This is a genomic window from Pseudomonas sp. NPDC079086, assembly GCF_044542155.1.
In the GTDB taxonomy this organism is placed as follows: domain Bacteria; phylum Pseudomonadota; class Gammaproteobacteria; order Pseudomonadales; family Pseudomonadaceae; genus Aquipseudomonas.
Genome location: NZ_JBITTY010000003.1, coordinates 493919 through 518265, shown reverse-complemented (window position 1 = coordinate 518265; position 24347 = coordinate 493919). Strand labels below are relative to the sequence as shown.

General features: G+C 59.1%; 21 protein-coding genes. 13 read left to right on the top strand and 8 right to left on the bottom strand.

Annotated elements, in window-relative coordinates; genetic code table 11:
• Window positions 1-2: 2 nt before the first annotated feature.
• Window positions 3-2597: a glycosyltransferase gene (locus ACIGEK_RS17135; RefSeq protein WP_397494478.1), complete on the bottom strand. Its 2595-nt coding sequence runs from the start codon at window positions 2595-2597 to the stop codon at window positions 3-5.
• Window positions 2598-2846: 249 nt separating this feature from the next.
• Between ACIGEK_RS17135 and tcdA the strand changes: the two genes are divergently transcribed.
• The gene (gene tcdA, locus ACIGEK_RS17130) at window positions 2847-3662 is read left to right on the top strand and encodes a tRNA cyclic N6-threonylcarbamoyladenosine(37) synthase TcdA (RefSeq protein WP_397494477.1); all 816 of its coding nucleotides are present in this window, start codon (window positions 2847-2849) and stop codon (window positions 3660-3662) included.
• 91 nt (window positions 3663-3753) lie between these two features.
• Window positions 3754-4557 (top strand): substrate-binding periplasmic protein, encoded by an 804-nt coding sequence (locus tag ACIGEK_RS17125; protein WP_397494476.1) that lies wholly within the window; start codon window positions 3754-3756, stop codon window positions 4555-4557.
• Here ACIGEK_RS17125 and ACIGEK_RS17120 read toward each other — a convergent pair.
• The 7 genes from ACIGEK_RS17120 to map all read right to left on the bottom strand — a co-directional run bounded on the left by ACIGEK_RS17120 (window position 4554) and on the right by map (window position 12550).
• A complete protein-coding gene (locus tag ACIGEK_RS17120) occupies window positions 4554-4967 on the bottom strand; it encodes a SufE family protein (protein WP_397494475.1) in 414 nt (137 codons plus the stop codon). The genes ACIGEK_RS17125 and ACIGEK_RS17120 overlap by 4 nt on opposite strands.
• Window positions 4964-6169, bottom strand: coding sequence for an aminotransferase class V-fold PLP-dependent enzyme (locus tag ACIGEK_RS17115; protein WP_397494474.1), 1206 nt, complete (start codon window positions 6167-6169; stop codon window positions 4964-4966). Before ACIGEK_RS17115 ends, ACIGEK_RS17120 begins: the two co-directional genes overlap by 4 nt.
• 167 nt (window positions 6170-6336) lie before the next feature.
• Window positions 6337-7371, bottom strand: a complete 1035-nt coding sequence (gene dapD / locus ACIGEK_RS17110; protein WP_397494473.1) for a 2,3,4,5-tetrahydropyridine-2,6-dicarboxylate N-succinyltransferase — start codon at window positions 7369-7371, stop codon at window positions 6337-6339.
• 39 nt (window positions 7372-7410) lie between these two features.
• The gene (locus tag ACIGEK_RS17105; RefSeq protein WP_289239274.1) at window positions 7411-7758 is read right to left on the bottom strand and encodes an ArsC family reductase; all 348 of its coding nucleotides are present in this window, start codon (window positions 7756-7758) and stop codon (window positions 7411-7413) included.
• Window positions 7758-8954 carry a succinyldiaminopimelate transaminase gene (gene dapC, locus ACIGEK_RS17100; RefSeq protein WP_397494472.1) on the bottom strand — a complete coding sequence of 399 codons (1197 nt, stop codon included), beginning with the start codon at window positions 8952-8954 and terminating at the stop codon, window positions 7758-7760. The genes ACIGEK_RS17105 and dapC overlap by 1 nt, the downstream gene beginning before the upstream one ends.
• Before the next feature lie 68 nt (window positions 8955-9022).
• On the bottom strand, window positions 9023-11725 hold the full coding sequence (locus ACIGEK_RS17095) for a [protein-PII] uridylyltransferase (protein WP_397494471.1): 2703 nt from the start codon (window positions 11723-11725) through the stop codon (window positions 9023-9025).
• 42 nt (window positions 11726-11767) lie between these two features.
• A complete protein-coding gene (map, locus tag ACIGEK_RS17090; RefSeq protein WP_397494470.1) occupies window positions 11768-12550 on the bottom strand; it encodes a type I methionyl aminopeptidase in 783 nt (260 codons plus the stop codon).
• A gap of 286 nt (window positions 12551-12836) precedes the next feature.
• On the opposite strand from map, the gene rpsB reads away from it, so the two are divergent.
• The 11 genes from rpsB (at window position 12837) to lpxD (ending at window position 24305) form a co-directional block, all read left to right on the top strand.
• Complete coding sequence (gene rpsB / locus ACIGEK_RS17085) at window positions 12837-13580, top strand: 30S ribosomal protein S2 (RefSeq protein ID WP_397494469.1); 744 nt, start codon at window positions 12837-12839, stop codon at window positions 13578-13580.
• Between the two features lie 183 nt (window positions 13581-13763).
• Window positions 13764-14630: a translation elongation factor Ts gene (gene tsf, locus ACIGEK_RS17080; protein WP_397494468.1), complete on the top strand. Its 867-nt coding sequence runs from the start codon at window positions 13764-13766 to the stop codon at window positions 14628-14630.
• A 190-nt stretch (window positions 14631-14820) separates the two neighbouring features.
• The gene (gene pyrH / locus ACIGEK_RS17075) at window positions 14821-15570 is read left to right on the top strand and encodes a UMP kinase (protein WP_304865977.1); all 750 of its coding nucleotides are present in this window, start codon (window positions 14821-14823) and stop codon (window positions 15568-15570) included.
• On the top strand, window positions 15560-16117 hold the full coding sequence (frr, locus tag ACIGEK_RS17070; protein ID WP_090248391.1) for a ribosome recycling factor: 558 nt from the start codon (window positions 15560-15562) through the stop codon (window positions 16115-16117). Before pyrH ends, frr begins: the two co-directional genes overlap by 11 nt.
• 16 nt (window positions 16118-16133) lie before the next feature.
• Window positions 16134-16889 (top strand): polyprenyl diphosphate synthase, encoded by a 756-nt coding sequence (gene uppS, locus ACIGEK_RS17065; protein ID WP_397494467.1) that lies wholly within the window; start codon window positions 16134-16136, stop codon window positions 16887-16889.
• Complete coding sequence (locus ACIGEK_RS17060) at window positions 16889-17704, top strand: phosphatidate cytidylyltransferase (RefSeq protein ID WP_397494466.1); 816 nt, start codon at window positions 16889-16891, stop codon at window positions 17702-17704. Before uppS ends, ACIGEK_RS17060 begins: the two co-directional genes overlap by 1 nt.
• On the top strand, window positions 17701-18885 hold the full coding sequence (gene ispC, locus ACIGEK_RS17055; RefSeq protein WP_397494465.1) for a 1-deoxy-D-xylulose-5-phosphate reductoisomerase: 1185 nt from the start codon (window positions 17701-17703) through the stop codon (window positions 18883-18885). The genes ACIGEK_RS17060 and ispC overlap by 4 nt, the downstream gene beginning before the upstream one ends.
• Window positions 18886-18906: 21 nt before the next feature.
• Window positions 18907-20259, top strand: a complete 1353-nt coding sequence (gene rseP, locus ACIGEK_RS17050) for a sigma E protease regulator RseP (protein ID WP_397494464.1) — start codon at window positions 18907-18909, stop codon at window positions 20257-20259.
• Between the two features lie 89 nt (window positions 20260-20348).
• The gene (bamA, locus tag ACIGEK_RS17045; RefSeq protein WP_397494463.1) at window positions 20349-22697 is read left to right on the top strand and encodes an outer membrane protein assembly factor BamA; all 2349 of its coding nucleotides are present in this window, start codon (window positions 20349-20351) and stop codon (window positions 22695-22697) included.
• 43 nt (window positions 22698-22740) lie between these two features.
• Window positions 22741-23244: an OmpH family outer membrane protein gene (locus tag ACIGEK_RS17040; protein ID WP_090248384.1), complete on the top strand. Its 504-nt coding sequence runs from the start codon at window positions 22741-22743 to the stop codon at window positions 23242-23244.
• A complete protein-coding gene (lpxD, locus tag ACIGEK_RS17035; protein WP_397494639.1) occupies window positions 23244-24305 on the top strand; it encodes a UDP-3-O-(3-hydroxymyristoyl)glucosamine N-acyltransferase in 1062 nt (353 codons plus the stop codon). Before ACIGEK_RS17040 ends, lpxD begins: the two co-directional genes overlap by 1 nt.
• Window positions 24306-24347 lie beyond the last annotated feature (42 nt).

The window sequence follows — 24347 nt, the reverse complement described above, 5'->3', positions numbered from 1 at the left end:
GATCAGCCGGCAGCGACAGTTTCCTGCGGACTTGCCTGCGGCGCCGGCAACGACGACAGCAGAGCCATGATCAGCGCTGCCAGGTAGGGCAACGACTGCACCAGGAGCATGGCCACCCAGAACTTTACGTCGGCGCTGGGCAGGCCCTGAACGACGCTGATACCGATGGCCGAACCCCACAGCAGCAGCATGATAAAGACTTCTTCACGCGCCTCTGCCAGGGCCACCAAGATGCCGTGGTTGCTGGCCATCTTCGGTGTTCGGAAGAACGGGATGGTCTTGGTAAAGGTGCCGTAGAGCACCGCCTTGGCAATCGTGTGCGACAGCGCGAGGCCTGCCAGAGCCGCTTGGAATGAACGCACCAGATCGACGCCCATGGCCTTGCGGTAGAGGAACAGGATCTTGCCCAGCTTGAAGAAGAACAGCGCCAGTGGCGGGATGGCGAAGATCATCAGTGGCGGGTCGACCCGCTGCGGCACGATGATCATCGCCGCCGACCAGAGCAGCGCGCCGGCGGTGAAGAAGATATTCAGGCCATCGGCGATCCATGGCAGCCAACCCGCGACGAAGTGGTAGCGCTGGCCGGTTTTCAGTTCGGAGTTCTTGCCGAGGAACAGGCTGCGCGCGTGGCCCTTCATGATCTGAATGGCGCCGTAGGCCCAGCGAAAGCGCTGCTTCTTGTAGTCGATAAAGGTGTCCGGCATCAGCCCCTGGCCGAAGCTCTGGTTGGCATAGGCGGCGGAGTAGCCTTTCTCGAACACCCGCAGGCCCAGCTCGGCATCTTCACAGATGGTCCAGTCGGCCCACTTTAACTCGTCCATCACGGTGCGGCGGATCATGGTCATGGTGCCATGCTGGATGATCGCGTTGCGGTCGTTGCGGGTGACCATGCCGATATGGAAGAAGCCCTTGTATTCGGCGTAGCAAAGCTTCTTGAAGATGTTTTCGTTGCCGTCGCGGTAATCCTGCGGCGACTGCACCACAGCGATCTGCGGGTCACTGAAGTGCGGCACCATGTATTTGAGCCAGTTCTTGTCGACGCAGTAATCGGCGTCGATCACCGCCACCACTTCGGCATCCGCTGCGGTGTGCGGCAGGATGTAGTTCAGCGCGCCGCCCTTGAAGCCGGCAATCGGTGCGACGTGGAAGAAGCGGAAACGCGGGCCCAGTACTTTGCAGTAGGCCTCTACCGGCTCCCACACGGCCGGGTCCTTGGTATTGTTGTCGATGATGATGACTTCGTAATCCGGGTAATCCAGCGCGGCCAGGGCGTCGAGGGTCTGTTTGACCATCTCCGGTGGCTCGTTGTAGCAGGGTACGTGGACTGACACCTTGGGTCGGTAGGCGTTGTCGGCGACGACTGGCTGGAAGGGCCGGCGGCGCGCGCGGGTCCAGGCTGTTTCGGCCAGTTCATGGGCTTCGGTGAGCAGCACGATAAATACGCCGAAGGCACCGATACCCAGCAGCAGGCCGACCAGGGTGCTGAACCAGGTGCTGTATTGCTGGCTGTAGTCGTAGCCGATCCACACCAGGGCCGAGCCGCCGGCGAAGGCAACAATGGTCAGGAACGTACGGCCGCGCTGGCGCAGGGCGCTGCCGTCGATCAGCATCAGCGCCAGGCTGAGCAATGCCAGTACCACGGAGCCGATAGCCAGCAAACGCCACTGCGGAATCGCCACTACCGGCCCTTCGAAGGCGAACTTGGCCTGGCGGTCGAGGTTGTAGACGCCCCAGTAAGCACCGACCGAGCCTTCATCGCTGGCCTTCCACGGTTGGTCGAAGGCTTCGATCACGAAGTAGTTATAGCCCTTGGCGTTCAGCGCATTGACCAGGGTGCGCAGGTAGATCGCCTGATCGGCTTGTGAGGCATCGGCGCCGCCGCGCATGCGGCCGTTGCTCGGCCAGCCGACTTCGGAGAGCAGCAGAGGTTTTTTCGGAAAGAGTTTTTTCAGGTCCTTGGCGCGTTCGAGGACGAAGTCGGTGGCATCCTCCATCGGCACGAATTCCCAGTAGGGCAGCACGTGGGCCGCGATCAGGTCGGTGTGCTGCGCCAGTTCCGGGTATTCCTGCCAGATGTGCCATTGCTCGGAGGTGGTTACCGGCACCTTGACCGCCGCGCGCACGCGGTCGATATAGGCAATCAGGTTCTCTGGCGTCACTTCACTGCGGAACAGCGCTTCGTTGCCGACCACCACGCGCACCACGCTGCGTGAATTGTTGGCAATTTCGATGGCCTTGGTGATTTCCCGTTCGTTGCGTTCCAGGTCCGGGCTGATCCAGATGCCCAGGGTCACGCGCAGGCCGAACTCTTCGGCCAGCAAGGGGATAGTGCCCAGTGGGCCGTCTACCGAGTAGGTGCGGATGTTGTCGGTCTGCGTGCTCAGCAGTTCCAGGTCGGCACGCATCTGCTCATCGCTGGGATAAGTGTCCTGTTGCGGGTTCTGCCCGGCGCGGAAGGGCGAGAAGGAATACCCAGAGATCTGTTCCGGCCAGTCCGGCGCCGTTAACGGGCGGTTGTACAGCGCCCAGATACCGGTAAACACGGCGGCAATTGCCAGGAACATGACCAGGTTCAGTCCAAACTTACGCGAAGGCATAGGGAGCAGGTCCAGCGAAGGGGCAAAAAAGCGACGAGCGTCGGGTGGCGCATGCTACGCCGCCGCCATTGGGCTGTATAGCGGGGTGGGGCGGCATATTGATAGGACGATAGACGGCCTTGAAGGTTCCGCTAGTGGCTATGTGCTACTGCTGTTCATCGGTTAACGAGGTCGCGACCAAGACAATGCTTGGGTGCAGCTCGCCAGCTACCTATAATGCGCGCCGCTTGTGGCTTGCGAGAGAGAAGAATGCCTGTGGATGAACAACGCTTTGCCGGGATCGCCCGCCTGTATGGTCGTCAGGGCGCCGAGCGGCTGGCGGCTGCGCATGTGGCGGTGGTCGGCATTGGCGGTGTGGGTTCCTGGGCGGCTGAGGCGCTGGCACGCTCCGGGGTGGGCGAGATTTCCTTGTTCGACCTGGATGATGTCTGTGTCAGCAACAGTAACCGCCAGCTGCATGCGCTGGACAGCACAGTCGGCCAGCCCAAGGTCGAGGTGATGGCCGCGCGCATTCGTGCAATCAATCCGGGCTGCGTAGTACATGCAGTGGCGGATTTCGTCACCCGCGAGACCATGGCCGAGTACATCACAGAGCAGCTCGATGCGGTGATCGACTGCATCGACAGCGTCAACGCCAAGGCCGCGCTGATTTCCTGGTGCAAGCGGCGCAAGATTCAGGTGATTACCACCGGCGGTGCGGGTGGGCAGATTGACCCGACGCAGATTCAGGTCGGTGACCTGAACAAAACCTGGAACGATCCGCTGGCCTCAAAGGTGCGCTCCACCCTGCGCCGCGATTATGGTTTCTCGCGTACTCCGGGGCGTAATTACAGCGTGCCGTGCGTGTACTCCAGCGAGCAGCTGCGCTATCCCAAACCCGATGGCACGGTGTGTCAGTACAAGGGCTTTGTCGGCGAAGGGGTCAAGCTCGACTGCGCCGGCGGTTTTGGCGCGGTGATGATGGTGACCGCGACGTTCGGCATGGTCGCCGCGGCGCGCATCGTCGATAAATTGGTCGCCGGTACGCGCCGACCGGCGGAGCGGTCGCGCTCGCCTGATGCATAGCCGCGCGTGTTGACTAATCTGTAAAAACGACTGGTTACGGTCGCTGTTCAGCAGGGATTTGCTGTTTCTCGCGTTATTGAGGTGTGCTGTGTTGTCCCTGCTGCGTCATGTGTTGCGTCATATCCCGCGATTTGCACTGCTGTTTGCAGCGTTTTTTGCCTGTCTGAGTGTTCAGGCTCACCCGGTTGTGCGGATTGGCACCGGTGACTGGGTGCCCTATGTCGATCAGCAGCGCGAGGATGGCGGCGCCTTGTCGCGGCTGGTGCGCGACATCTTCAAGGCGGCGGGTTATCAGGTCGAGTTCGTCTATTACCCCTGGGACCGCAACCTGCTGATGCTCGAGCAGGGCGGTCTGGATGCGGTAATGCCGTATTCCTGTTCAGCCTCGCGGCGTCGCATCAGTGAATGCAGTGATCCCGTGGTGCAGGGCGAAATTGTGCTGTTTCAGCGTACCGACCGGCAGTTGAACTGGGCGCGTATCGAAGACCTCAAGGCGTTCAGCATCGCCACCACCCTTGGTTACTCCTATGGTCCGCAGTTCGATGCGGCGGTGCAGGGCGGGCAGTTGCAGGTGCAGCAAAGCGGCAAGGAAGACACCGGCTTTCGCCTGCTGGAGTTGGGGCGCGTGGATTTTCATCCGCAGGATCGGGCGGTGGGCTATGCCATGCTGCGGCGGATGTTTACCCCCGAAGCGCGGGCTGCAATCACCTATCATCCGCGTGTATTGAATACCGAACCGCTGCACCTGTTGTTTCGCAAAGGTGATGCCCAGGCCGATCAGTTGCGTAAGGTATTCAATGCCGGTTTGCGCCGCTTGGCCGAGAGCGGTGAGTTGGAGCGTTTGCAGCAGGCCTTGTATTCCGGGAATGCCGATCAGTGGCGCGCGGCACCTTAATCGCCTGCATCCAGCACTTGCTGCATCCGCGTCAGCACAGCCTGCAGGCCATTGCTGCGTGAGGGCGACAGGTGGCGGGCGAGGCCAAGCTGGGTAAACCAGTCCGGCAGATCCAGCTGTGCCAGTTCGGTCTGTGCCAGGCCATTGACCCGTGCCAGCAGCAGCGCAAGCAGGCCACGCAACAGGCGTGCATCACTGCTGGCGCGAAACTGCCAGTGTGCGCCGTTGCACTCGCCCACTAGCCACACCTGACTTTCACAACCCTGTACTCGGTTGGCTTCACAACGTTCGTCGTCGCTGAGCGGGGCAAGCTGGTCGCCCCATTGCATTAACAAGCGTGCGCGCTGTTCCCAGCTGGGGCAGGCGCTAAAGGCTTGCAGCGCAGTCTGGGCGCTGGCGGGTAGGTTCACTGCAACAGCTCCAGGGCCTGATCCAGTGCGTTGAAAAAACGCTGCAGGTCACTGGCGTCGTTATACAACCCCAGAGACACGCGAATCGCTCCGCTCAGGCCTAGGCCCTGCAGCAGCGGCATGGCGCAGTGATGGCCGGCGCGCACGGCGATGCCTTGTTCGGTCAGCAGGTGAGCAAGGTCAGCGTGGTGCACCCCCCCGACCACAAAGCTGGCCAAGGCGACAGTCGGTGTGCCGAGCAAGCTCAGGCCCTGGCGCTGCTGCAGCCCAGTGATCAGCTGGCTATGCAGGGCCGCTTCATGGCTGCTGACGGCATTGGCGTCGAGGTTGCTCAGGTAATCCAGACTGGCGCCTAAGGCGATCACCGAGGCAATTGGCGGCGTACCGGCCTCAAAGCCTAATGGCGCAGGGCGAAAGCTGGCGTTGTAGTAGTCGGTGTGCAGCAGCATCTCGCCGCCAAACTGCCAATGCGCCAGCTGTTCCAGGGCCTGCGGGCGGCCATAGAGCAGGCCTACACCGTCCGGGCCATAGAGCTTGTGACTGGAGCAGATATAGAAATCGCAGCCCAGCGCTTGCATATCCTGGCGGCCATGTACCACACCTTGGCTGCCATCGACCAGGGTCAGCGCGCCCTGCGCCTGTGCAAGGGCCAGTAACGGCTCCAGCGGCTGCCAGCAACCAAGCACGTTGGACAACTGACTGACCGCCAGCAGGCGAGTGCGCGGGCCTATCAGCTGAGCGGCGTGCGCAAGATCGATCAGGCCGTGGTTATCCAGCGGCAGCACCACCAGCTTGAGCTGCCGACGCAGCGCCAGTTGTTGCCAGGGCAATAGGTTGGCGTGATGTTCTAGGGCGCTAATGACGATTTCATCGCCCGGCTGAAACTGCTGTTCCAGGCCATAAGCCAGCAGGTTGAACGCCTCGGTGGCGCTGCGGGTAAAGAGGATCTGCTGCGCAGCGGGCGCATTAAGCCAGCGTGCAGCCTTTTCCCGGGTGGCTTCGAAGGCGCGGGTGGCGCGCTCGCCCGGTAGATGCTGAGCGCGATGCACATTGGCTGCGCCACCGGCGTAATATCCGAGCAGGGCATCGAGCATGGTCTGGGGTTTTTGCGCAGTGGCGGCGCTGTCCAGATAGTTCTGGCCTTCGGCCGCAAGGGCCTGGATACCAGGGAAGTCAGCGCGCCAGGGGGAAGTCAGTGACATGGATTTTCCAGAGATTATCTGGCGACTAAAAGTTGGGTTTAGCGCGTTGCGAGCGAAGCCCAGGCAAGGCGCAATAAGGCGAGGACGCGGAGTTCACTGGTGTAAATGAGCGTTCGAGCCTTAGTGCAACGCAGTATGGGCGAGCGCAGCCGCGCTAAACCAACTTTTTAGTTGTGCGCGTGCAGGGCTTCGTTCAACTCGATAGCCGATTTGTGGGTTTTGCACTCCACGGCACCGGTTTGCGAGTTACGGCGGAACAGCAGGTCCGGCTGACCCGCCAGGTCACGGGCTTTGAGTACCTTGACCAGTTGGTTGTCCGAATCGAGCAGCGCCACCTTGGTACCTGCGGTGATGTACAGGCCGGATTCCACGGTGTTGCGATCGCCCAGCGGAATGCCGATACCGGCATTGGCGCCGATCAGGCAGCCTTCGCCGACGGAAATCACGATATTGCCGCCACCGGACAGGGTGCCCATGGTCGAGCAGCCGCCGCCGAGGTCCGAGCCCTTGCCGACGAATACGCCCGCAGACACGCGGCCTTCGATCATGCCTGGGCCGGCGGTACCGGCATTGAAGTTAACGAAGCCTTCGTGCATCACGGTGGTGCCTTCGCCCACATAGGCGCCCAGACGGATACGGGCGCTGTCAGCAATACGCACGCCAGCCGGTACCACGTAGTCGGTCATTTTCGGGAACTTGTCCACCGAGAACACTTCCAGCAGCTCGCCCTTCAGGCGGGCTTCCAGTTGGCGCTCGGCCAGCTCCAGAAGGTCGATTGCACCCTGGCTGGTCCAGGCCACGTTGGGCAGTAGTGGGAAGATCCCCGTGAGGTTCAAACCGTGCGGCTTAACCAGGCGATGCGACAGCAGGTGCAGCTTGAGGTAGGCCTCAGGGGTGCTGGTCAGTACGCTGTCTTCGGCGATCAGAGTGACTACCAGCGGCTTCTGACTCTCGGCCAGGCGCGTGAGCAGGGCAGATTGTGCGGCATCGACATTTTTCAAGGCTTCGGCCAGGTCACCGGCCTGGTTGTTGCTAATCATGATGGCGTGGTTGCCGCCCTGGTAATCGATTTTCTCGATTACTTTGGCGACCAGTTCACTGGCCGGGTTGAGCAGTGGCTGGGCGTAGAAGACTTCCAGCCAGTTGCTCTGACGGTTCTGGGTGCCAACGCCGAAAGCCAGGCTGAAGAGGGTTGTGCTCATGCTGTTTTCCTTACCGCAAATTCGTGTGGGCCGACGGGTTCAAACCAGTTCGGCGGCATAACGGTCGGCTTTGAAGCCAACCAGGGTCTTGTTGCCGAGATCCAGCACCGGGCGTTTGATCATCGACGGTTGGGCGAGCATCAGTTCGATCGCCTTGTGCTGATCGAGGTCGCTTTTCTGCGCCTCGTCCAGCTTGCGGAAGGTGGTGCCTGCACGGTTCAGGATGGTTTCCCAACCATGCTCATTGCACCACTTTTCCAGGTTGCCACGGTCAATGCCGCAGGCTTTGTAATCATGAAAGGCGTAGCTTACCCCGTGCTCGTCGAGCCAGGTGCGGGCTTTTTTCATGGTGTCGCAGGCTTTTATGCCAAACAGGGTCTTACTCATCAGAGGCTCTTCACAAAATCGCGGATACGTTCGGCTGCTGCCACACACTCGGCCAGCGGTGCGACCAGGGCCATGCGCACGCGGCCTGCGCCTGGGTTGTGGCCGTCCACTGCGCGCGACAGGTACGAGCCGGGTACCACAGTGACATGCTCGCGGGCAAACAGCTCGCGGGTAAATGTTTCATCGTCTATCGGGGTTTTTGCCCACAGGTAAAAGCCGCCATCCGGGCGCTGTACATCCAGTACGCCATCGAGAATTGCCAGCACCGCGTCAAACTTCTCGCGATATAGATCGCGGTTGGCTTTGACGTGGGCTTCGTCGTTCCAGGCGGCAATGCTGGCCAGCTGGGTTTGTACCGGCATGGCGCAGCCGTGGTAGGTACGGTACAGCAGGAATGATTTCAGAATGTCGGCGTCGCCAGCGACAAAGCCCGAGCGCAGGCCTGGCAGGTTGGAGCGCTTGGACAGACTGTGGAACACCACGCAGCGTTTGAAATCACTACGGCCCAGTTCGGCGCAGGCGCTCAGCAGGCCGGCCGGCGGGTTGCCTTCATCAAAATACAGTTCGCTGTAACACTCATCCGCAGTGATCACGAAATCGAACTTGTCGGCCAGGGCGATCAGCCTCTTCAGCGTCAGTAGCGGAATCAGTGCGCCAGTCGGGTTGCCCGGCGAGCAGAGGAAAAGAATCTGACAACGCTGCCAGATTTCATCGCTGACGGCGTCGAAATCCGGATTGAAGCCGTGCTCTTCCAAACAGGGCAGGTAGTGCGGCTGCGCGCCGGCGAGGAAAGCTGCGCCTTCGTAGATCTGATAGAAGGGATTGGGGCTGACGACCAGGCCATCGACATCGCGTTTGACCACGGCCTGGGTAAAGGCGAACAGTGCTTCGCGGGTGCCATTGACCGGCAGCACATGGCGCGCTGGGTCAAGCACGCCGGCCGGCAGACCAAAGCGTTGGCCGCACCAGTTGGCGATGGCTTCCCGCAGGGCCGGGATGCCCAGGGTGGTCGGGTAGACCGCAAGCTGATCAAGGTTAGCGCGCAACGCCTCGGCGACAAACTCCGGCGAACGGTGCTTGGGCTCACCAATCGACAGGGCAATCGGGCTTTTGCCAGCGGTTACCTGCACGCTGCCTAGCAGTGCGCGGAGCTTTTCAAACGGGTAGGGCTGCAGCTGGTTTAACGCGTCGTTCATTGTTGCTTCCTGAGGTCTGCCAGCGCCCGCATCGAGGATGGTGGGCGGCTCAAGGGTAATAAGGGGCTTTAAATAACGATTCGGCTTGGTTCGGCCTGCGTGCCTGGCGCATCGGACAGTTGCGCAACCATGGTTTCCTGCAGGCGCATGCACAGCTCGGGGTCGGACAGCGGCTGGTTATGCGCATCGGTGACGAAGAACACGTCTTCCACCCGCTCGCCCAGTGTGGCGATCTTGGCGTTCTGCAGCGACAGGTCGAAGTCGAGGAAGATTCGCCCGATCCGTGCCAGCAAGCCGGGACGGTCGGGGGCAGTGACTTCGAGGATGGTCACTGGTCGGTGTGCATCGTTATGGATGGTTACCTGCGGCGCAAAAGCAAAGTGCTTGAGCTGGCGCGGTACGCGGCGCTGAATGATGTTCGGGTAGTCGTCTGGATTTTTCAGGGTGTCGATTAGGCCCTGGCGAATCTCTTTGATTCGCGCCGGGTTCTCGCCAATCGAGCCGCCTTCGCCTTCGAGCACGATGTAGGTATCGAGGGTGAACTGGCTGGTGGAGGTGAGAATCCGCGCGTCATGGATGTTCAGGTTGAGCTGGGCCATAGCGGCCACGGTCACGGCGAAGAAGTCGTGCTGATCCTGGGCGTAGATGAATATCTGCGTGCCGCCCTCGAACTCGCGTTGAGTGGTTTCCTTGATCAGCACCAGCGGATCGCTGTTGTTGGCGTGCTGCAGGATCGCTTCGCTGTGCCAGGCCACGTCAGATGCCGTGTGGCGCAGGAAGTAGTCGTCACCCAGTTGCGACCAGAGTTGCTCGGCGTCATCTGGGTCGGTGCCGCCGCGCACCAGGATGTCCAGCGCAGCAATTTGGGTCAGGCGAATCTGCTCTTCGCGGTCCAGCGGGTTTTCCAGGCCGCGGCGCAGTGCACGCTTGGTCTCGGTATACAGCTGGCGCAGCAGGCTGGCGCGCCAGGAGTTCCACAAGCTGGGGTTGGTGGCGTTGATGTCGGCCACGGTCAGCACATAGAGGTAATCCAGGCGGGTCTGGTCGCCGACCAGGCGGGCGAAATCGAAAATTACCTGCGGGTCAGACAAGTCTTTGCGCTGTGCGGTGGTGGACATTACCAGGTGGTGCTGCACCAGCCAGACGATCAACTTGGAGTCCCAGTTGGGCAGCTGGTGGCGCACGCAGAAGGCTTCGGCATCCACTGCGCCGAGTTCCGAATGGTCGCCGCCACGGCCTTTGCCGATGTCGTGGTACAGCCCGGCCATGTAGATCAGCTCGGGCTTGGGCAGCTTGTCGATCAGCTTGCTGGCCAGGGGGAATTTTTCCGCGAGCTCGGTCCACTTGAACTTACGCAGGTGCTTGATCAGGTTCAGCGTGTGCGCATCGACCGTATAGATGTGGAACAGGTCGTGCTGCATCTGTCCGACGATATGGCCGAACTCCGGCAGATACAGGCCGAGGATGCCGTAACGGTTCATCCGCCGCAGGTTGCGGTGAATGCCTTGCGGGCTTTTGAATAGCTCGACAAACAGACTGGTGTTGCGGATGTCGCGGCGGAAATCGTCGTCGATCAGGTGACGGTGTTCGCGCAGCAGGCGAATGCTGTTGGCGCACACGCCTTTGATATCCGGGTGCTGCGCCATCAGCACGAAGATTTCCATGATGGCGAACGGCGTACGTTTGAACACATTGGGGTGCGCGACTTCGATATAGCCATCACGCAGCAGGAAACGACTGTTAAGCGGCGTGGCCTGGCCGATTTCGCCAGCGTTGAGGATCTGCTCTTCAAAGTGCTGGACGATCAGGTCGCTGAGCTCGGCAATCGCCATCACCACGCGGTAGTACTTCTGCATAAAGCGTTCGATGGCACGCTTGCTGTCGCTGTCTTCATAGCCGAGCAGGGCGGCAACCCGGCTTTGGTGATCGAACAGCAGGCGGTCTTCGGCGCGGCCGGCGAGCATATGCAGGGCGTAACGCACCTTCCAGAGGAATTCCTGGCTGGAGGCGAGCAGGGCGTATTCGCTTTCCAACAAAAAGCCCTGGCCGACCATGGCGTGCAGGTTCAGCGTGCCGAAATGCCGGCGCGCGACCCAAAGAATGGTCTGGATATCGCGCAGGCCGCCAGGTGAGCCTTTGACGTTAGGCTCCAGGTTGTATTCGGTGTCGTTGTATTTGCCGTGACGGGCGCGCTGTTCTTTGTGTTTGGCCAGGAAGAACTGCTTGCTCGGCCACATCTGCTCGGTGCTGGTGACCGCCTGCATGCGCTGGCGCAGGCGCTCGGGGCCGGCGATGGTGCGGCTTTCCATCAAGTTGGTGATAACTGTCAGATCGGCGCGCGCCTCTTCGGCGCACTCGTCAACGCTGCGCACGCTTTGCCCGACTTCCAGGCCGATGTCCCAGAGCAGGGTAAGGAAGCGCTCGATGGGCTCGCGGAAGGTCTCGTGGTCGGCGTTGTCGAGGAGGATCAGCAGGTCGATGTCGGAGAAGGGGTGCAGCTCGCCACGGCCATAGCCGCCGACGGCGAGCAGAGCGATATCGGCGTCTTCACTCCAGGACAGACGGTCCCAGGCTTCGCGCAGGATCTGGTCGACAAACCAGGCGCGGTCCTCGACCAGGCGACGTACGTCACGGCCGCTGGTAAAGCGCCCGTCGAGTACTTCACGGGCGTGGCGGATGGCCTTCTTGAATGCCGCAATAGGGCTGGCCTTGAGGGCCAGTTCCGCCTGGAACTGGCCGCGGTCGAACAGCTCGGGATCTACCTGCGGCATTGCGGCCTTCCTTCTATCTATACAGCAGACTCAGCGAGAGGCTCAGGCCGATGTGCGGGCGATGGTGTCATCACTGCGCAGGGTGAAGATTTCGTAGCCATCAGCGGTCACTAGAATGGTGTGCTCCCACTGGGCTGAGAGCTTGCGGTCCTTGGTAATCGCGGTCCAGCCGTCACCCAGGGTGCGGGTTTCCGCGCGGCCCTGGTTGATCATCGGCTCAATGGTGAAGGTCATGCCTTCTTTCAGCTCCATGCCGGTGCCGGCGCGGCCGTAGTGCAGCACTTGCGGCTCTTCATGGAACACCGCACCAATGCCGTGGCCGCAGTATTCGCGCACCACAGAGAAGCCGTTCTTCTCGGCGTGCTTCTGGATTACTTCGCCGATATCGCCCAGGCGCGTGCCGGGTTTGACCAGCTCGATACCTTTATACATGCACTCCTGGGTGATCTTGGCCAGGCGTTCGGCCCACTCTGGCACTTTGCCGACCATAAACATCTTGCTGGTATCGCCGTGGTAGCCATCTTTGATCACGGTGATATCGATGTTGATCACGTCACCTTCTTTCAGTGGCTTGTCATTCGGGATCCCGTGGCAGACCACGTGGTTGACCGAAGTGCAGATCGACTTGGGGAAACCTTTGTAATTGAGCGGCGCGGGGATGGCCTGTTGTACGTTGACAATATAGTCATGGCAAATACGGTCGAGCGCTTCGGTGGTGACGCCGGGCTTGACGTGCTCGCCAATCATTTCCAGAACTTCGGCAGCCAGGCGACCGGCTATGCGCATTTTCTCGATTTCGTCGGGCGTTTTGATGGTGACGGTCATGTGCGGCTCTCGAACGCGAACAGAAAGGGCGTCATCTTAACAGCTACAAGTCGCCGGTCATAAGCGTCACGTAAAAACCCGCAGCTGAGTCGGCTGCATATGTTGCTGTCTGCGAGTAGCTTGCCCCCGACTTTTATGGTATAAAACGCGCCGCTTTACGGGCTGTGTGCCCTAAAGCTTAAACCCACACACGTATCGACACGGTTTCCTGGGTGCCTTGCGACAAGTTCGCCGGGTTGGAGATCGGGATACGTGGAGGCCTAACCCGACTTATCAAGGAACTATCATGTCCCAAGTCAATATGCGCGATATGCTGAAGGCCGGTGTGCACTTCGGTCACCAGACCCGTTACTGGAACCCGAAAATGGGCAAATACATTTTCGGCGCGCGCAACAAGATCCACATCATCAACCTTGAAAAAACCCTGCCAATGTTCAACGAAGCGCTGTCCTTCGTTGAGAAGCTGGCTTCGGGCAAAAACAAGATTCTGTTCGTGGGCACCAAGCGTTCTGCTGGCAAGATCGTTGCTGAAGAAGCAGCACGTTGCGGTTCGCCGTACGTCGATCATCGCTGGTTGGGCGGCATGCTGACCAACTACAAAACCATCCGCGCCTCGATCAAGCGTCTGCGTGATCTGGAAGTTCAGTCTCAGGACGGTACTTTCACCAAGCTGACCAAGAAAGAAGCCCTGATGCGCACCCGTGATCTGGAAAAACTGGATCGCAGCCTGGGTGGTATCAAGGACATGGGCGGTCTGCCAGACGCTCTGTTCGTGATCGACGTTGACCACGAGCGCATTGCTATCACCGAAGCCAACAAGCTGGGTATCCCAGTTATCGGCATCGTCGATACCAACAGCAGCCCGGAAGGCGTTGACTACATCATCCCAGGCAACGATGACGCCATTCGCGCCATTCAGCTGTACATGGGTGCAATGGCTGACTCGGTAATCCGTGGTCGCACCAACGCTAACGGCGGCACTGACGAATTCGTCGAGCAAGCCCCGGCTGTAGAAGCTGCTGAAGGCTAAGTAAAACGCGCTTAGCGTTTGCTTAGTTCGCAAAAAGGGGGCTTGGCCCCCTTTTTGCCACCTTTAAAACCATCGCCGACGTGCAGTTGCAATCGTTTCTGATCATTGTCGGCAGTGCGTTACGAATTGAGCGCCCGTTTTTGGCGGGTGGAATGGTTAACAACCTATCCAGAGGATTTTGAAATGGCAGAAATTACTGCAGCGTTGGTTAAAGAACTGCGTGAGCGTACTGGCGAAGGCATGATGGATTGCAAGAAGGCCTTGACCAAGGCTGGCGGCGACATCGAAAAAGCCATCGACGACATGCGTGCTTCCGGCGCGATCAAAGCTGCCAAGAAAGCTGGCAACGTGGCCGCCGAAGGCGCCATCAGCATCAAGGAAGATGGCAAGACTGCCGTTATTCTCGAAGTTAACTCGCAGACCGACTTCCTGGCTCTGCAGGACGATTTCAAGAGCTTCGTTGCTGCCAGTGTCGAGAAAGCCTTCGCTGACAAGCTGTCTGAAGTTGAGCCGCTGATCGCTGCTCAAGAAGAAGCCCGTCTGGCTCTGGTTGCCAAGTGCGGCGAGAACGTCAATATCCGTCGTCTGGCGCGTATTGAAGGTGACGTTCTGGGTTCTTACCTGCACGGCAACAAGATCGGTGTTGTGGTTGTGCTCAAGGGCGGCACCATCGACCTGGCCAAAGACATCGCCATGCACGTAGCTGCAAGCAACCCTGAATTCCTGCTGCCTTCGGAAGTTTCCGCTGAAGCCATCGAGCGCGAGAAAGCCGTGTTCGTCAGCCTCAACGAAGACAAGATCAAGGGCAAGCCGGCCGAAATCGTCGAGAAGATGGTTGCTGGTCGTATCCAGAAGTTCCTTGCTGAAGCCAGCCTGGTTGAGCAAGCCTTCGTTAAGGATCCGGAAATCAAGGTCGGTGCTCTGGCCAAGAAAGCCGGTGCTGAAATCGTTTCCTTCACCTACTTCAAGGTTGGCGAAGGCATCGAGAAGCCGGTCGACAACTTTGCTGAAGAAGTTGCTGCGCAAGTAGCTGCTGCCAGCAAGCAGTAAGACGGCTAACCGCTGTTGCCCCGAAGAGGCTGCCCGCTAACGCGCGCGGCCTCTTTGTCAAATTGAGGGCACAGCTAAGCTGTGGGGTGGTTGGCGCTTTGGCACCAATGACTCGGGGCGCTGTCGAAGCGCTCGATAAAAGCGAACCGAAGGTTTGCACAGAATTCAAACGCCGCAGGAGAGACTCGCAATGGCTCAGCAGATGAGTGGTCGTCAACCGCGCTACAAGCGCATTCTGCTCAAACTTAGCGGCGAGGCCCTGATGGGGTCGGAAGATTTCGGCATCGATCCCAAGGTGCTTGATCGTATGGCGCTGGAAGTCGGCCAGTTGGTCGGTATTGGCGTACAGGTCGGTTTGGTGATCGGTGGTGGCAACCTGTTCCGTGGCGCAGCGCTGAGCGCGGCGGGTATGGATCGGGTAACCGGCGACCACATGGGCATGCTGGCTACCGTGATGAACGCTTTGGCCATGCGCGACGCGCTGGAACGTTCGAATATCCCGGCAATCGTTATGTCGGCCATCTCCATGGTTGGCGTGACCGATCACTACGATCGGCGCAAAGCGCTACGTCATCTGAAAACCGGTGAGGTGGTGATTTTCGCCGCTGGCACTGGTAATCCGTTCTTTACCACCGACTCGGCCGCTTGTCTGCGCGCTATCGAAATCGATGCTGACGTGGTGCTCAAAGCGACCAAGGTGGATGGTGTGTACACTGCCGATCCATTCAAAGACCCGCATGCCGAGAAGTTCGAGCGCCTGACCTACGATGAGGTACTCGACCGCAAGCTGGGCGTAATGGACCTGACGGCCATCTGTCTGTGCCGCGACCATAATATGCCGCTGCGTGTTTTCAACATGAATAAGCCTGGCGCCCTGCTGAACGTTGTAGTCGGCGGCGCTGAAGGCACTCTGATTGAGGAAGATAAACATGATCAATGAGATCAAGAAAGACGCCCAGGTACGCATGCAGAAGAGCCTGGAATCGCTGGTTCACGCCTTCAGCCGAATCCGCACTGGTCAGGCCCACCCAAGCATCCTCGGTGGCGTGATGGTGCCTTACTACGGCTCTGACACCCCGCTGAACCAGGTCGCTAACGTCACCGTCAAGGACGCCCGCACCCTTCAGGTTGTCGCCTTCGAGCGCAACATGCTGGCGGCTGTCGATAAGGCGATCCAGAGCTCCGGTCTGGGCTTCAACCCGACCAATCTGGGTGAGCTACTGCTGATCTCCATGCCAGCGCTGACCGAAGAAACCCGCAAGGGCTTCACCAAGCAGGCGCGTGATGCGGCTGAAGATGGCCGCGTAGCCGTGCGCAATATCCGTCGTGATGCCTTGAGTCAGTTGAAAGACCTGGTCAAAGAAAAGGAAATCAGCGAAGACGAAGAGCGCCGTGCCGCCGACGAAATCCAGAAGCTGACGGACAAGTTCGTGGCGGAAATCGAAGTCGCAGTGAAGCAGAAAGAAGCGGATCTGATGGCCGTTTAACGGCCAGGACATCGTCATGGAAAAGACCAAAGACGGTAGTCTGTTCGCTGTGCCGCGGCATGTGGCGATCATCATGGACGGTAACAACCGCTGGGCGAAGAGGCGTCTGCTGCCCGGCGTGGCCGGCCATAAAGCCGGTGTCGATGCGGTGCGTGCAGTGATCGAGGTGTGCGCCGAGGCGGGTGTCGAGGTGCTGACGCTGTTCGCTTTCTCCAGTGAAAACTGGCAGCGCCCGGCTGAAGAGGTTAGTGCACTGATGGAGTTGTTCCTCAGTGCGCTGCGCCGCGAAGCGAAGAAACTCGATGCCAATGACATCAGCCTGCGCATTATTGGTGATCGTTCGCGCTTTCACCCTGAGCTGCAGGCCGCGATGCGTGAGGCTGAGGCGCAGACTGCCGGCGACAAGCGCTTTGTTTTGCAAGTGGCGGCCAATTACGGCGGCCAGTGGGACATCGCCCAGGCTGCCCAGCGCTTGGCCCGTGAAGTTCAAGGCGGCCATTTGCGCGCCGAGGACATCACCCCCGAGTTGCTGCAGAGCTGCCTGGTAACCGGCGATTTGCCGCTGCCGGACCTGTGCATCCGCACCGGTGGCGAACACCGCATCAGTAATTTCCTGCTCTGGCAGCTGGCCTACACCGAGCTGTATTTCTCCGACCTGTTTTGGCCGGATTTCAAACACGACGCCATGCGCAAAGCCTTGGCCGATTTTGCTAGTCGCCAGCGTCGCTTTGGGAAAACCAGCGATCAGGTGGCTGCTGAGGCCCGTAGCTGATGCTCAAACAACGAATTATCACCGCGCTGGTGCTGTTGCCATTCGCCCTGGGTGGCTTCTTTCTGCTTGATGGCGCGCTGTTTGCGCTGTTTATCGGCGCTGTGGTCAGTCTGGGTGCTTGGGAATGGGCGCGTCTGGCAGGTTTTACTGCGCAGGTGCAGCGCGTGGCCTACGCCGCGCTGGTGGCCGCGCTGTTGTTCGGTTTGTATTTGCTGCCCGCCTTGGCGCCTTGGGTGTTGTTGCTTGGGGTTGTCTGGTGGGGCGTGGCGACCTTTCTGGTCTTGGGTTATCCAGCCAGCAGCCGTTACTGGGCGCGGGCTCCAGTCAGATTACTGATCGGTTTGCTGATTCTGCTGCCGGCCTGGCAGGGCTTGGTGCTGTTCAAGCAGTGGCCTGAAGCAAACTGGCTGATTCTGGCGGTGATGGTGTTGGTGTGGGGCGCGGATATCGGCGCCTATTTCGCCGGCCGGCGCTTCGGCAAGCGCAAGCTGGCTCCGCAGGTCAGTCCCGGTAAAAGCTGGGAAGGGGTGTTTGGTGGCCTGCTGGCGACACTGCTGATCTGCGTTGGCGTGGCGATCTGCCGTGACTGGTCGTTTGCCAGCCTGCTGCTGGGCTTGGTCGGTACTGCCGTGGTGGTGTTGATCTCAGTGGTCGGCGATCTGACCGAAAGTATGTTCAAGCGCCAATCCGGGGTTAAGGACAGCAGCAATCTGCTGCCGGGCCATGGCGGCGTGCTTGATCGTATCGACAGCCTGACGGCGGCGATCCCGGTGTTTGCCGCGTTGCTGTGGCTGGCGGGTTGGGGCGCTCTGTGAGTCACTTGCAGCAGATTACCGTGCTGGGTGCGACCGGCTCGATCGGTCTGAGCACCCTCGATGTCATCGCTCGCCACCCTGAACGCTATCAAGTATTCGCGTTGTCCGGTTTCAGTCGCATGACTGAGCTGGAAGCGCTGTGCATGATCTACCGCCCGCGCTTTGCTGTGGTGCCGCAGGCTTTGCAAGCTCGCCACCTGCAGGAAGGCTTACGTGCTGCCGGTTTGGCCACTCAAGTGCTGCATGGCCCCGAGGGGCTGTGTGAAGTGGCAGCGCATCCTGAAGTGGATGCGGTGATGGCGGCCATCGTTGGTGCCGCTGGCTTGCCGCCGACCCTGGCGGCGGTCGAGGCCGGCAAGAAGGTGCTGCTGGCCAACAAAGAAGCCCTGGTAATGTCGGGCGCACTGTTTATGCAGGCTGTGCGTAAAAGCGGCGCTGTGCTTTTGCCGATCGACAGTGAGCACAATGCGATTTTTCAGTGTCTGCCGGTTGACTACGCCCGTGGCCTACAGCATGTTGGCGTGCGGCGCATTCTGCTGACCGCTTCTGGTGGTCCCTTCCGCGAAATGCCACTGGAGCAGCTGCATGCGGTCACTCCCGGGCAGGCGTGCGCGCATCCCAACTGGTCGATGGGGCGCAAGATATCGGTCGACTCGGCGAGCATGATGAACAAAGGCCTGGAGCTGATCGAGGCCTGCTGGTTGTTTGACGCCACGCCAGCGCAGATTGATGTGGTGGTGCATCCGCAGAGCGTGATCCATTCGCTGGTCGATTATGTCGACGGTTCGGTGCTGGCCCAGTTGGGTAATCCAGATATGCGCACGCCGATCAGTCACGCCCTGGCTTGGCCGGAGCGAATCGACTCAGGTGTCGCGCCGCTGGACCTGTTTGCCATTGCTCGGCTGGACTTCCAGGCGCCGGACGAACAGCGCTTCCCTTGTCTGCGTCTAGCGCGTGAGGCGGCGCAAGCTGGCGGAACTGCGCCGGCGATGCTCAATGCGGCCAATGAAGTGGCAGTTGCCGCGTTTCTTGAGCGGCGCATCCGCTTTCCCGAGATCGCGAGTATCATCGAAGACGTTCTGCACACTGAGCCCGCCCTGGCGGTTGAGAGCTTGGATACGGTGCTGGCTGCTGATGGCCGGGCCCGTCATCTTGCCGAACAATGGCTGAGTCGGCGCTGATCGCCGACGCGGAGAAGTTTGATGAGTGCGCTTTATATGTTGGTCGGCACCCTGGTTGCACTTGGGGTGCTGGTAACCATCCACGAATATGGGCACTTCTGGGTCGCCCGCCGTTGTGGCGTCAAGGTGCTGCGGTTTTCCGTCGGCTTTGGCAGCCCGTTGTTGCGTTGGCATGACCGTCAGGGAACCGAATTTGTAGTGGCCGCCATCCCGCTGGGTGGCTACGTGAAAATGCTCGATGAGCGCGAAGGTGATGTACCTCCGGAGTTGCTCGATCAATCGTTCAATCGCAAGTCGGTCCAGCAGCGTATTGCCATTGTGGCGGCTGGTCCGGTGGCAAATTTCCTGCTTGCGCTGCTGTTCTTCTGGGTTGTAGCGATGCTGGGCAGCCAGCAGGTGCGCCCGGTTATTGGTGCGGTCGAGCCGGGCAGTCTGGCTGATGTGGCTGGTTTGCAGGTCGGGCAGGAAATTGTCGCGATTGATGGCGAGCCCACTACGGGCTGGGCTGCGGTGAATCTGCAGCTGGTCAGTCGGTTGGGTGAAAGTGGTCGTCTGGAGCTGGCGGTGCGTGAGCCGGGTTCGTCGGTCGATAGTCCGCGGCAGGTCGTGCTGGATAACTGGCTGCGCGGTGCCGATGAGCCAGACCCCATTTCCTCGTTGGGTATTCGCCCTTGGCGTCCGGTGTTGCAGCCAGTGCTGGCGCAGCTTGATCCTGAAGGACCGGCATTTGCGGCAGGCTTGCAAGTTGGCGATCGTTTGCTGGCGCTCGACGGCCAGCCTTTGGCTAATTGGCAGCAACTGGTTGATCAGGTCCGCGGCTTGCCGGGTAAAAAAATCAGCCTACTGGTAGAACGTCAAGGTCAGCAGCTGGATGTGCCGCTGACTCTGGCCGCGCGCGGTGAGGGTGAGGCCCTCAGTGGCTATCTGGGTGCTGGCGTAGCGGGTGGCGAATGGCCGCCTGAGATGCTGCGCGAAGTCAGCTATGGCCCGTTAGAAGCCATCGCTGAAGGTGCCAAAAACACCTGGACAATGAGCGTTCTAACCCTTAATTCCCTGAAGAAAATGCTGTTTGGCGAGCTCTCGGTAAAAAACTTGAGCGGGCCGATAACCATTGCTAAAGTGGCGGGCGCTTCTGCTGAGTCAGGTTTGAGTGATTTTCTTAAATTTCTCGCCTATTTAAGTATTAGCCTGGGGGTTCTTAATTTGTTGCCTATCCCCGTGCTGGATGGGGGGCATCTGCTTTTTTATCTGGTCGAGTGGGTGCGTGGTCGCCCGCTGTCGGAACGGATACAGGGTTGGGGGATGCAGATTGGCATCAGTTTGGTCATCGGGGTCATGTTGCTGGCCCTGGTAAACGACTTGGGTCGCCTGTAGCCGCTACTGAATTACGCTCTCGGTACGTACAAGACGTGTCGCACTAAGCGGCAGATTTTTTATTGTCAGTTGGAATAAGAAAGGACTTCATGAAACGTCTGCTGCTACCTGCGGTGCTTGCCGCACTGATGATCACCGAAGTTCACGCCGAGTCCTTCACCATCTCCGATATCCGGGTTACCGGTCTGCAGCGCGTTTCCGCTGGCAGCGTATTCGGTGCCTTGCCCCTGAATGTGGGCGCGCAAGCTGATGACCGGTCGCTGGTTGAAGCTACCCGCGAACTGTTTAAAACCGGTTTCTTCCAGGACATTCAGCTCGGTCGCGATGGCGATGTGCTGGTTGTCACCGTGGTTGAACGCCCATCTATCTCCAGTATCGAAATTGACGGCAACAAGGCCATCAGTAGCGAAGACCTGCTTAAAGGCCTGAATCAGTCGGGCCTGGCTGAAGGTGAAATTTTCCAGCGGGCTACTCTGGAGGGCGTGCGCAACGAGCTGCAGCGCCAGTACGTTGCTCAGGGCCGTTACTCCGCAGAAATTGAAGCCGAAGTGATTCCGCAGCCGCGTAACCGCGTGGCACTGAAGATCAATATCAATGAAGGTTCGGTCGCTGCCATTCAGCACATCAACGTGGTGGGCAACTCGGTCTTTTCCGATGAAGACCTGATCGACCTGTTCGAGCTGAAGACCACCAACTGGCTGTCGTTCTTCAAAAATGATGACAAGTACGCCCGTGAGAAACTCTCTGGCGACTTGGAGCGTCTGCGTTCCTATTACCTGGATCGCGGCTATATCAACATGGATATCAGCTCCACTCAGGTATCTATCACCCCCGACAAGAAGCACGTCTATGTCACGGTCAACGTCGACGAAGGTGAGAAATTTACCGTTCGTGATGTCAAGCTCAGCGGTGAACTGAAGGTGCCGGAAGAAGAAGTCCGTGCTTTGCTGCTAGTTCAGGAAGGCCAGGTATTCTCGCGCAAAGTGATGACCACCACTTCCGAGCTGATCACTCGCCGCCTGGGTAACGAGGGCTATACCTTCGCCAACGTCAACGGCGTGCCAGAAGCCCATGATGATGGCACTGTGTCGATTACCTTTGTGGTCGATCCGGGTAAGCGTGCTTACGTCAACCGCATCAACTTCCGCGGTAACACCAAGTCGGAAGACGAAGTGTTGCGCCGTGAAATGCGTCAGATGGAAGGTGGCTGGGCTTCGACCTACCTGATTGACCAGTCCAAGACCCGTCTGGAACGTCTCGGCTACTTCAAGGAAGTCAACGTCGAAACCCCACAGGTGCCGGGTACTGACGATCAGGTTGACGTCAACTACAGCGTTGAAGAGCAGGCTTCCGGCTCCATCACTGCCAGCGTCGGTTTTGCGCAGAACGCCGGCCTAATTCTCGGTGGCTCGATTACCCAGAACAACTTCCTGGGTACTGGTAACAAGGTCAGCGTCGGCTTGACCCGTAGTGAGTACCAGAGCAGCTACAACTTTGGCTTTGTTGACCCCTACTGGACGCCTGATGGCGTCAGTCTGGGTTACAACGCCTTCTTCCGTGAAACCGATTACGACGAACTGAATACTGATGTATCCAGTTACTCGGTGGACAGCTACGGTGCGGGCGCCAGCATTGGTTATCCAATCAGCGATACCTCGCGTCTAACTTATGGTTTGACCATCCAGAACGACAGCATCGGTACCGGTTTGTATACCGTTGATGAAATTTTCAACTTTATCGAGGCCGAGGGTGACAGCTACCTGAACCTCAAAGCGTCGATTGGCTGGTCTGAATCGACTCTGAATCGTGGTGTGCTGGCTAACCGCGGTCACTCGCAAAGCCTGGTATTTGAAACCACAGTGCCGGGCAGTGACCTGTCGTTCTTCAAGGTGGATTACCGTGGCCAGATCTTCAAGCCTCTGAACGACACCTATACCTTGCGTCTGCATACCCAGCTGGGTTACGGCGAAAGCTATGGTTCTACTTCAGATCTGCCGTTCTATGAGCATTACTACGCGGGTGGTTTCAACTCCGTACGTGGTTTCAAAGACAGCAGTCTTGGGCCACGTAGCACGCCGAGCCGGGGGACTAACCCTGGTACAGCCTTCGATCCAGATCAAGATCCGCTTCCGTTCGGTGGTAACGTCCTTATCCAAGGTGGTGCTGAGCTCCTGTTCCCCATGCCGTTCGTAAAAGATCAGCGTTCCCTGCGTACTGCACTGTTTTGGGACGTGGGTAATGTCTTCGACACCAATTGCGGTAATTCTCAAGCAGATTGCAGCAGTATCGATCCTGGCAACTTGGCCAGCTCGGTGGGTGTTGGCTTGACCTGGATCACCGCATTGGGTCCGTTGAGCTTTAGTTTGGCTATGCCGATCATCAAACCGGATGATGCTGACACGCAGATTTTCCAGTTCTCTCTCGGTCAGACGTTCTAAGCGTCAGATTTTTGAACACCAACAGTTTTGCAGGAGTTGCACCGTGCGTAAGTTGACTCAACTGGTTTTGTTAAGCGTTGCCCTGCTGGCAACCCCGGCGTTTGCCGAGATGAAAGTTGCGGTATTGAACTATCAAATGGCCTTGCTGGAGTCTGATGCTGCTAAACGTTACGCCGTTGATGCCGAGAAGAAATTCGGCCCGCAGCTGAACAAGCTGAAAACCCTGGAAAGCGACGCCAAGCGCATTCAGGATCGTCTGGTCAAAGACGGTGAAAAAATGCAGACCGCTGAGCGTGAGCGCCTGGAGCTTGAGTTCAAGCAAAAAGCCCGTGACTTCCAGTTCCAGTCCAAGGAATTGAACGAGTCCAAGGCTGTGGCGGATCGTGAAATGCTGAAGAAGCTCAAGCCCAACCTGGACAAGGCTGTGGAAGAAGTGATCAAGACTGGTAACTTCGACCTAGTGCTGGAGCGCGGCGCGGTGATTGATGTCAAACCTCAGTTCGACATCACCCGCCAGGTTATCGAGCGCATGAATCAGCTGCGCTGATCATGAGTGCAACGGTTTATACCCTTGGCCAGTTGGCCGAGCGTCTGGGCGCCACCTTGCATGGTGCCACGGACAAGCCGATCAGCGGCTTGGCTACCTTGCAGGAAGCCGGCGCTGATCAGCTGAGCTTTCTTGCCAATGCGCAATACCGCAAGTTTCTCTCGGGCTGCCAGGCTGGTGCGGTGCTGTTGACCGCTGCTGATGCTGAAGGCTATGCCGGCAATGCCTTGGTCGTTGCTAACCCTTACCTGGCGTATGCCGAGCTTTCCCATTTATTTGACCGTAAGCCTCGGGCCTTGCCTGGCGTGCATTCCACCGCCGTGGTGGCTGCGGATGCGCAGGTCGATGCGAGTGCGAGCATTGGCGCCTATGCGGTTATCGAAAGTGGCGCGCAAATCGCTGCAGGTGTAACCGTCGGAGCGCAGTGCGTTGTCGGTGCGCGCTCGGTGATCGGTGAGGGCGGCTGGCTCGCTCCGCGAGTAACGCTGTATCACGACGTACGCATCGGTAAGCGTGTGGTTATTCAGTCCGGTGCAGTGATCGGCGGCGAGGGCTTCGGCTTCGCCAACGAGAAAGGCGTTTGGCAGAAAATCGCGCAGATCGGTGGGGTGACCATTGGTGATGACGTCGAGATCGGTGCCAATACCACCGTTGACCGTGGCGCGTTGTCAGATACGTTGATTGGCAATGGGGTCAAACTGGATAACCAGATCATGATCGCGCACAACGTGCAGATCGGCGACAACACGGCCATGGCCGGTTGTGCGGGGATTTCCGGCAGCACAAAGATTGGTAAGAACTGCATGATTGCTGGCGGCGTTGGCATGGTTGGGCATATCGAGGTGTGCGACAACGTGTTCGTCACCGGTATGACCATGGTCACCCGTTCGATCACCGAGCCTGGCTCCTATTCCTCGGGTACCGCCATGCAGCCAGCGGCTGAGTGGCGCAAGAGCGCGGCACGGATTCGTCAGTTGGATGATATGGCGCGACGCCTGCAACAGTTGGAAAAGCAGCTGGCCGCCGTGACCCCAGCTGCTGATACCTCATCTGATGCCTGATCCGGTATTTACCGGCTTCTCTTTTTTCTCTTACAGGCTTCT

Coding starts and splice junctions, on each gene's coding strand:
- ACIGEK_RS17135 (WP_397494478.1), bottom strand. CDS start 2,597: ATGCCTTCGCGTAAGTTTGGACTGAACCTGGTCATGTTCCTGGCAATT.
- tcdA (WP_397494477.1), top strand. CDS start 2,847: ATGCCTGTGGATGAACAACGCTTTGCCGGGATCGCCCGCCTGTATGGT.
- ACIGEK_RS17115 (WP_397494474.1), bottom strand. CDS start 6,169: ATGTCACTGACTTCCCCCTGGCGCGCTGACTTCCCTGGTATCCAGGCC.
- dapD (WP_397494473.1), bottom strand. CDS start 7,371: ATGAGCACAACCCTCTTCAGCCTGGCTTTCGGCGTTGGCACCCAGAAC.
- ACIGEK_RS17105 (WP_289239274.1), bottom strand. CDS start 7,758: ATGAGTAAGACCCTGTTTGGCATAAAAGCCTGCGACACCATGAAAAAA.
- dapC (WP_397494472.1), bottom strand. CDS start 8,954: ATGAACGACGCGTTAAACCAGCTGCAGCCCTACCCGTTTGAAAAGCTC.
- ACIGEK_RS17095 (WP_397494471.1), bottom strand. CDS start 11,725: ATGCCGCAGGTAGATCCCGAGCTGTTCGACCGCGGCCAGTTCCAGGCG.
- map (WP_397494470.1), bottom strand. CDS start 12,550: ATGACCGTCACCATCAAAACGCCCGACGAAATCGAGAAAATGCGCATA.
- rpsB (WP_397494469.1), top strand. CDS start 12,837: ATGTCCCAAGTCAATATGCGCGATATGCTGAAGGCCGGTGTGCACTTC.
- tsf (WP_397494468.1), top strand. CDS start 13,764: ATGGCAGAAATTACTGCAGCGTTGGTTAAAGAACTGCGTGAGCGTACT.
- pyrH (WP_304865977.1), top strand. CDS start 14,821: ATGGCTCAGCAGATGAGTGGTCGTCAACCGCGCTACAAGCGCATTCTG.
- frr (WP_090248391.1), top strand. CDS start 15,560: ATGATCAATGAGATCAAGAAAGACGCCCAGGTACGCATGCAGAAGAGC.
- uppS (WP_397494467.1), top strand. CDS start 16,134: ATGGAAAAGACCAAAGACGGTAGTCTGTTCGCTGTGCCGCGGCATGTG.
- ACIGEK_RS17060 (WP_397494466.1), top strand. CDS start 16,889: ATGCTCAAACAACGAATTATCACCGCGCTGGTGCTGTTGCCATTCGCC.
- rseP (WP_397494464.1), top strand. CDS start 18,907: ATGAGTGCGCTTTATATGTTGGTCGGCACCCTGGTTGCACTTGGGGTG.
- bamA (WP_397494463.1), top strand. CDS start 20,349: ATGAAACGTCTGCTGCTACCTGCGGTGCTTGCCGCACTGATGATCACC.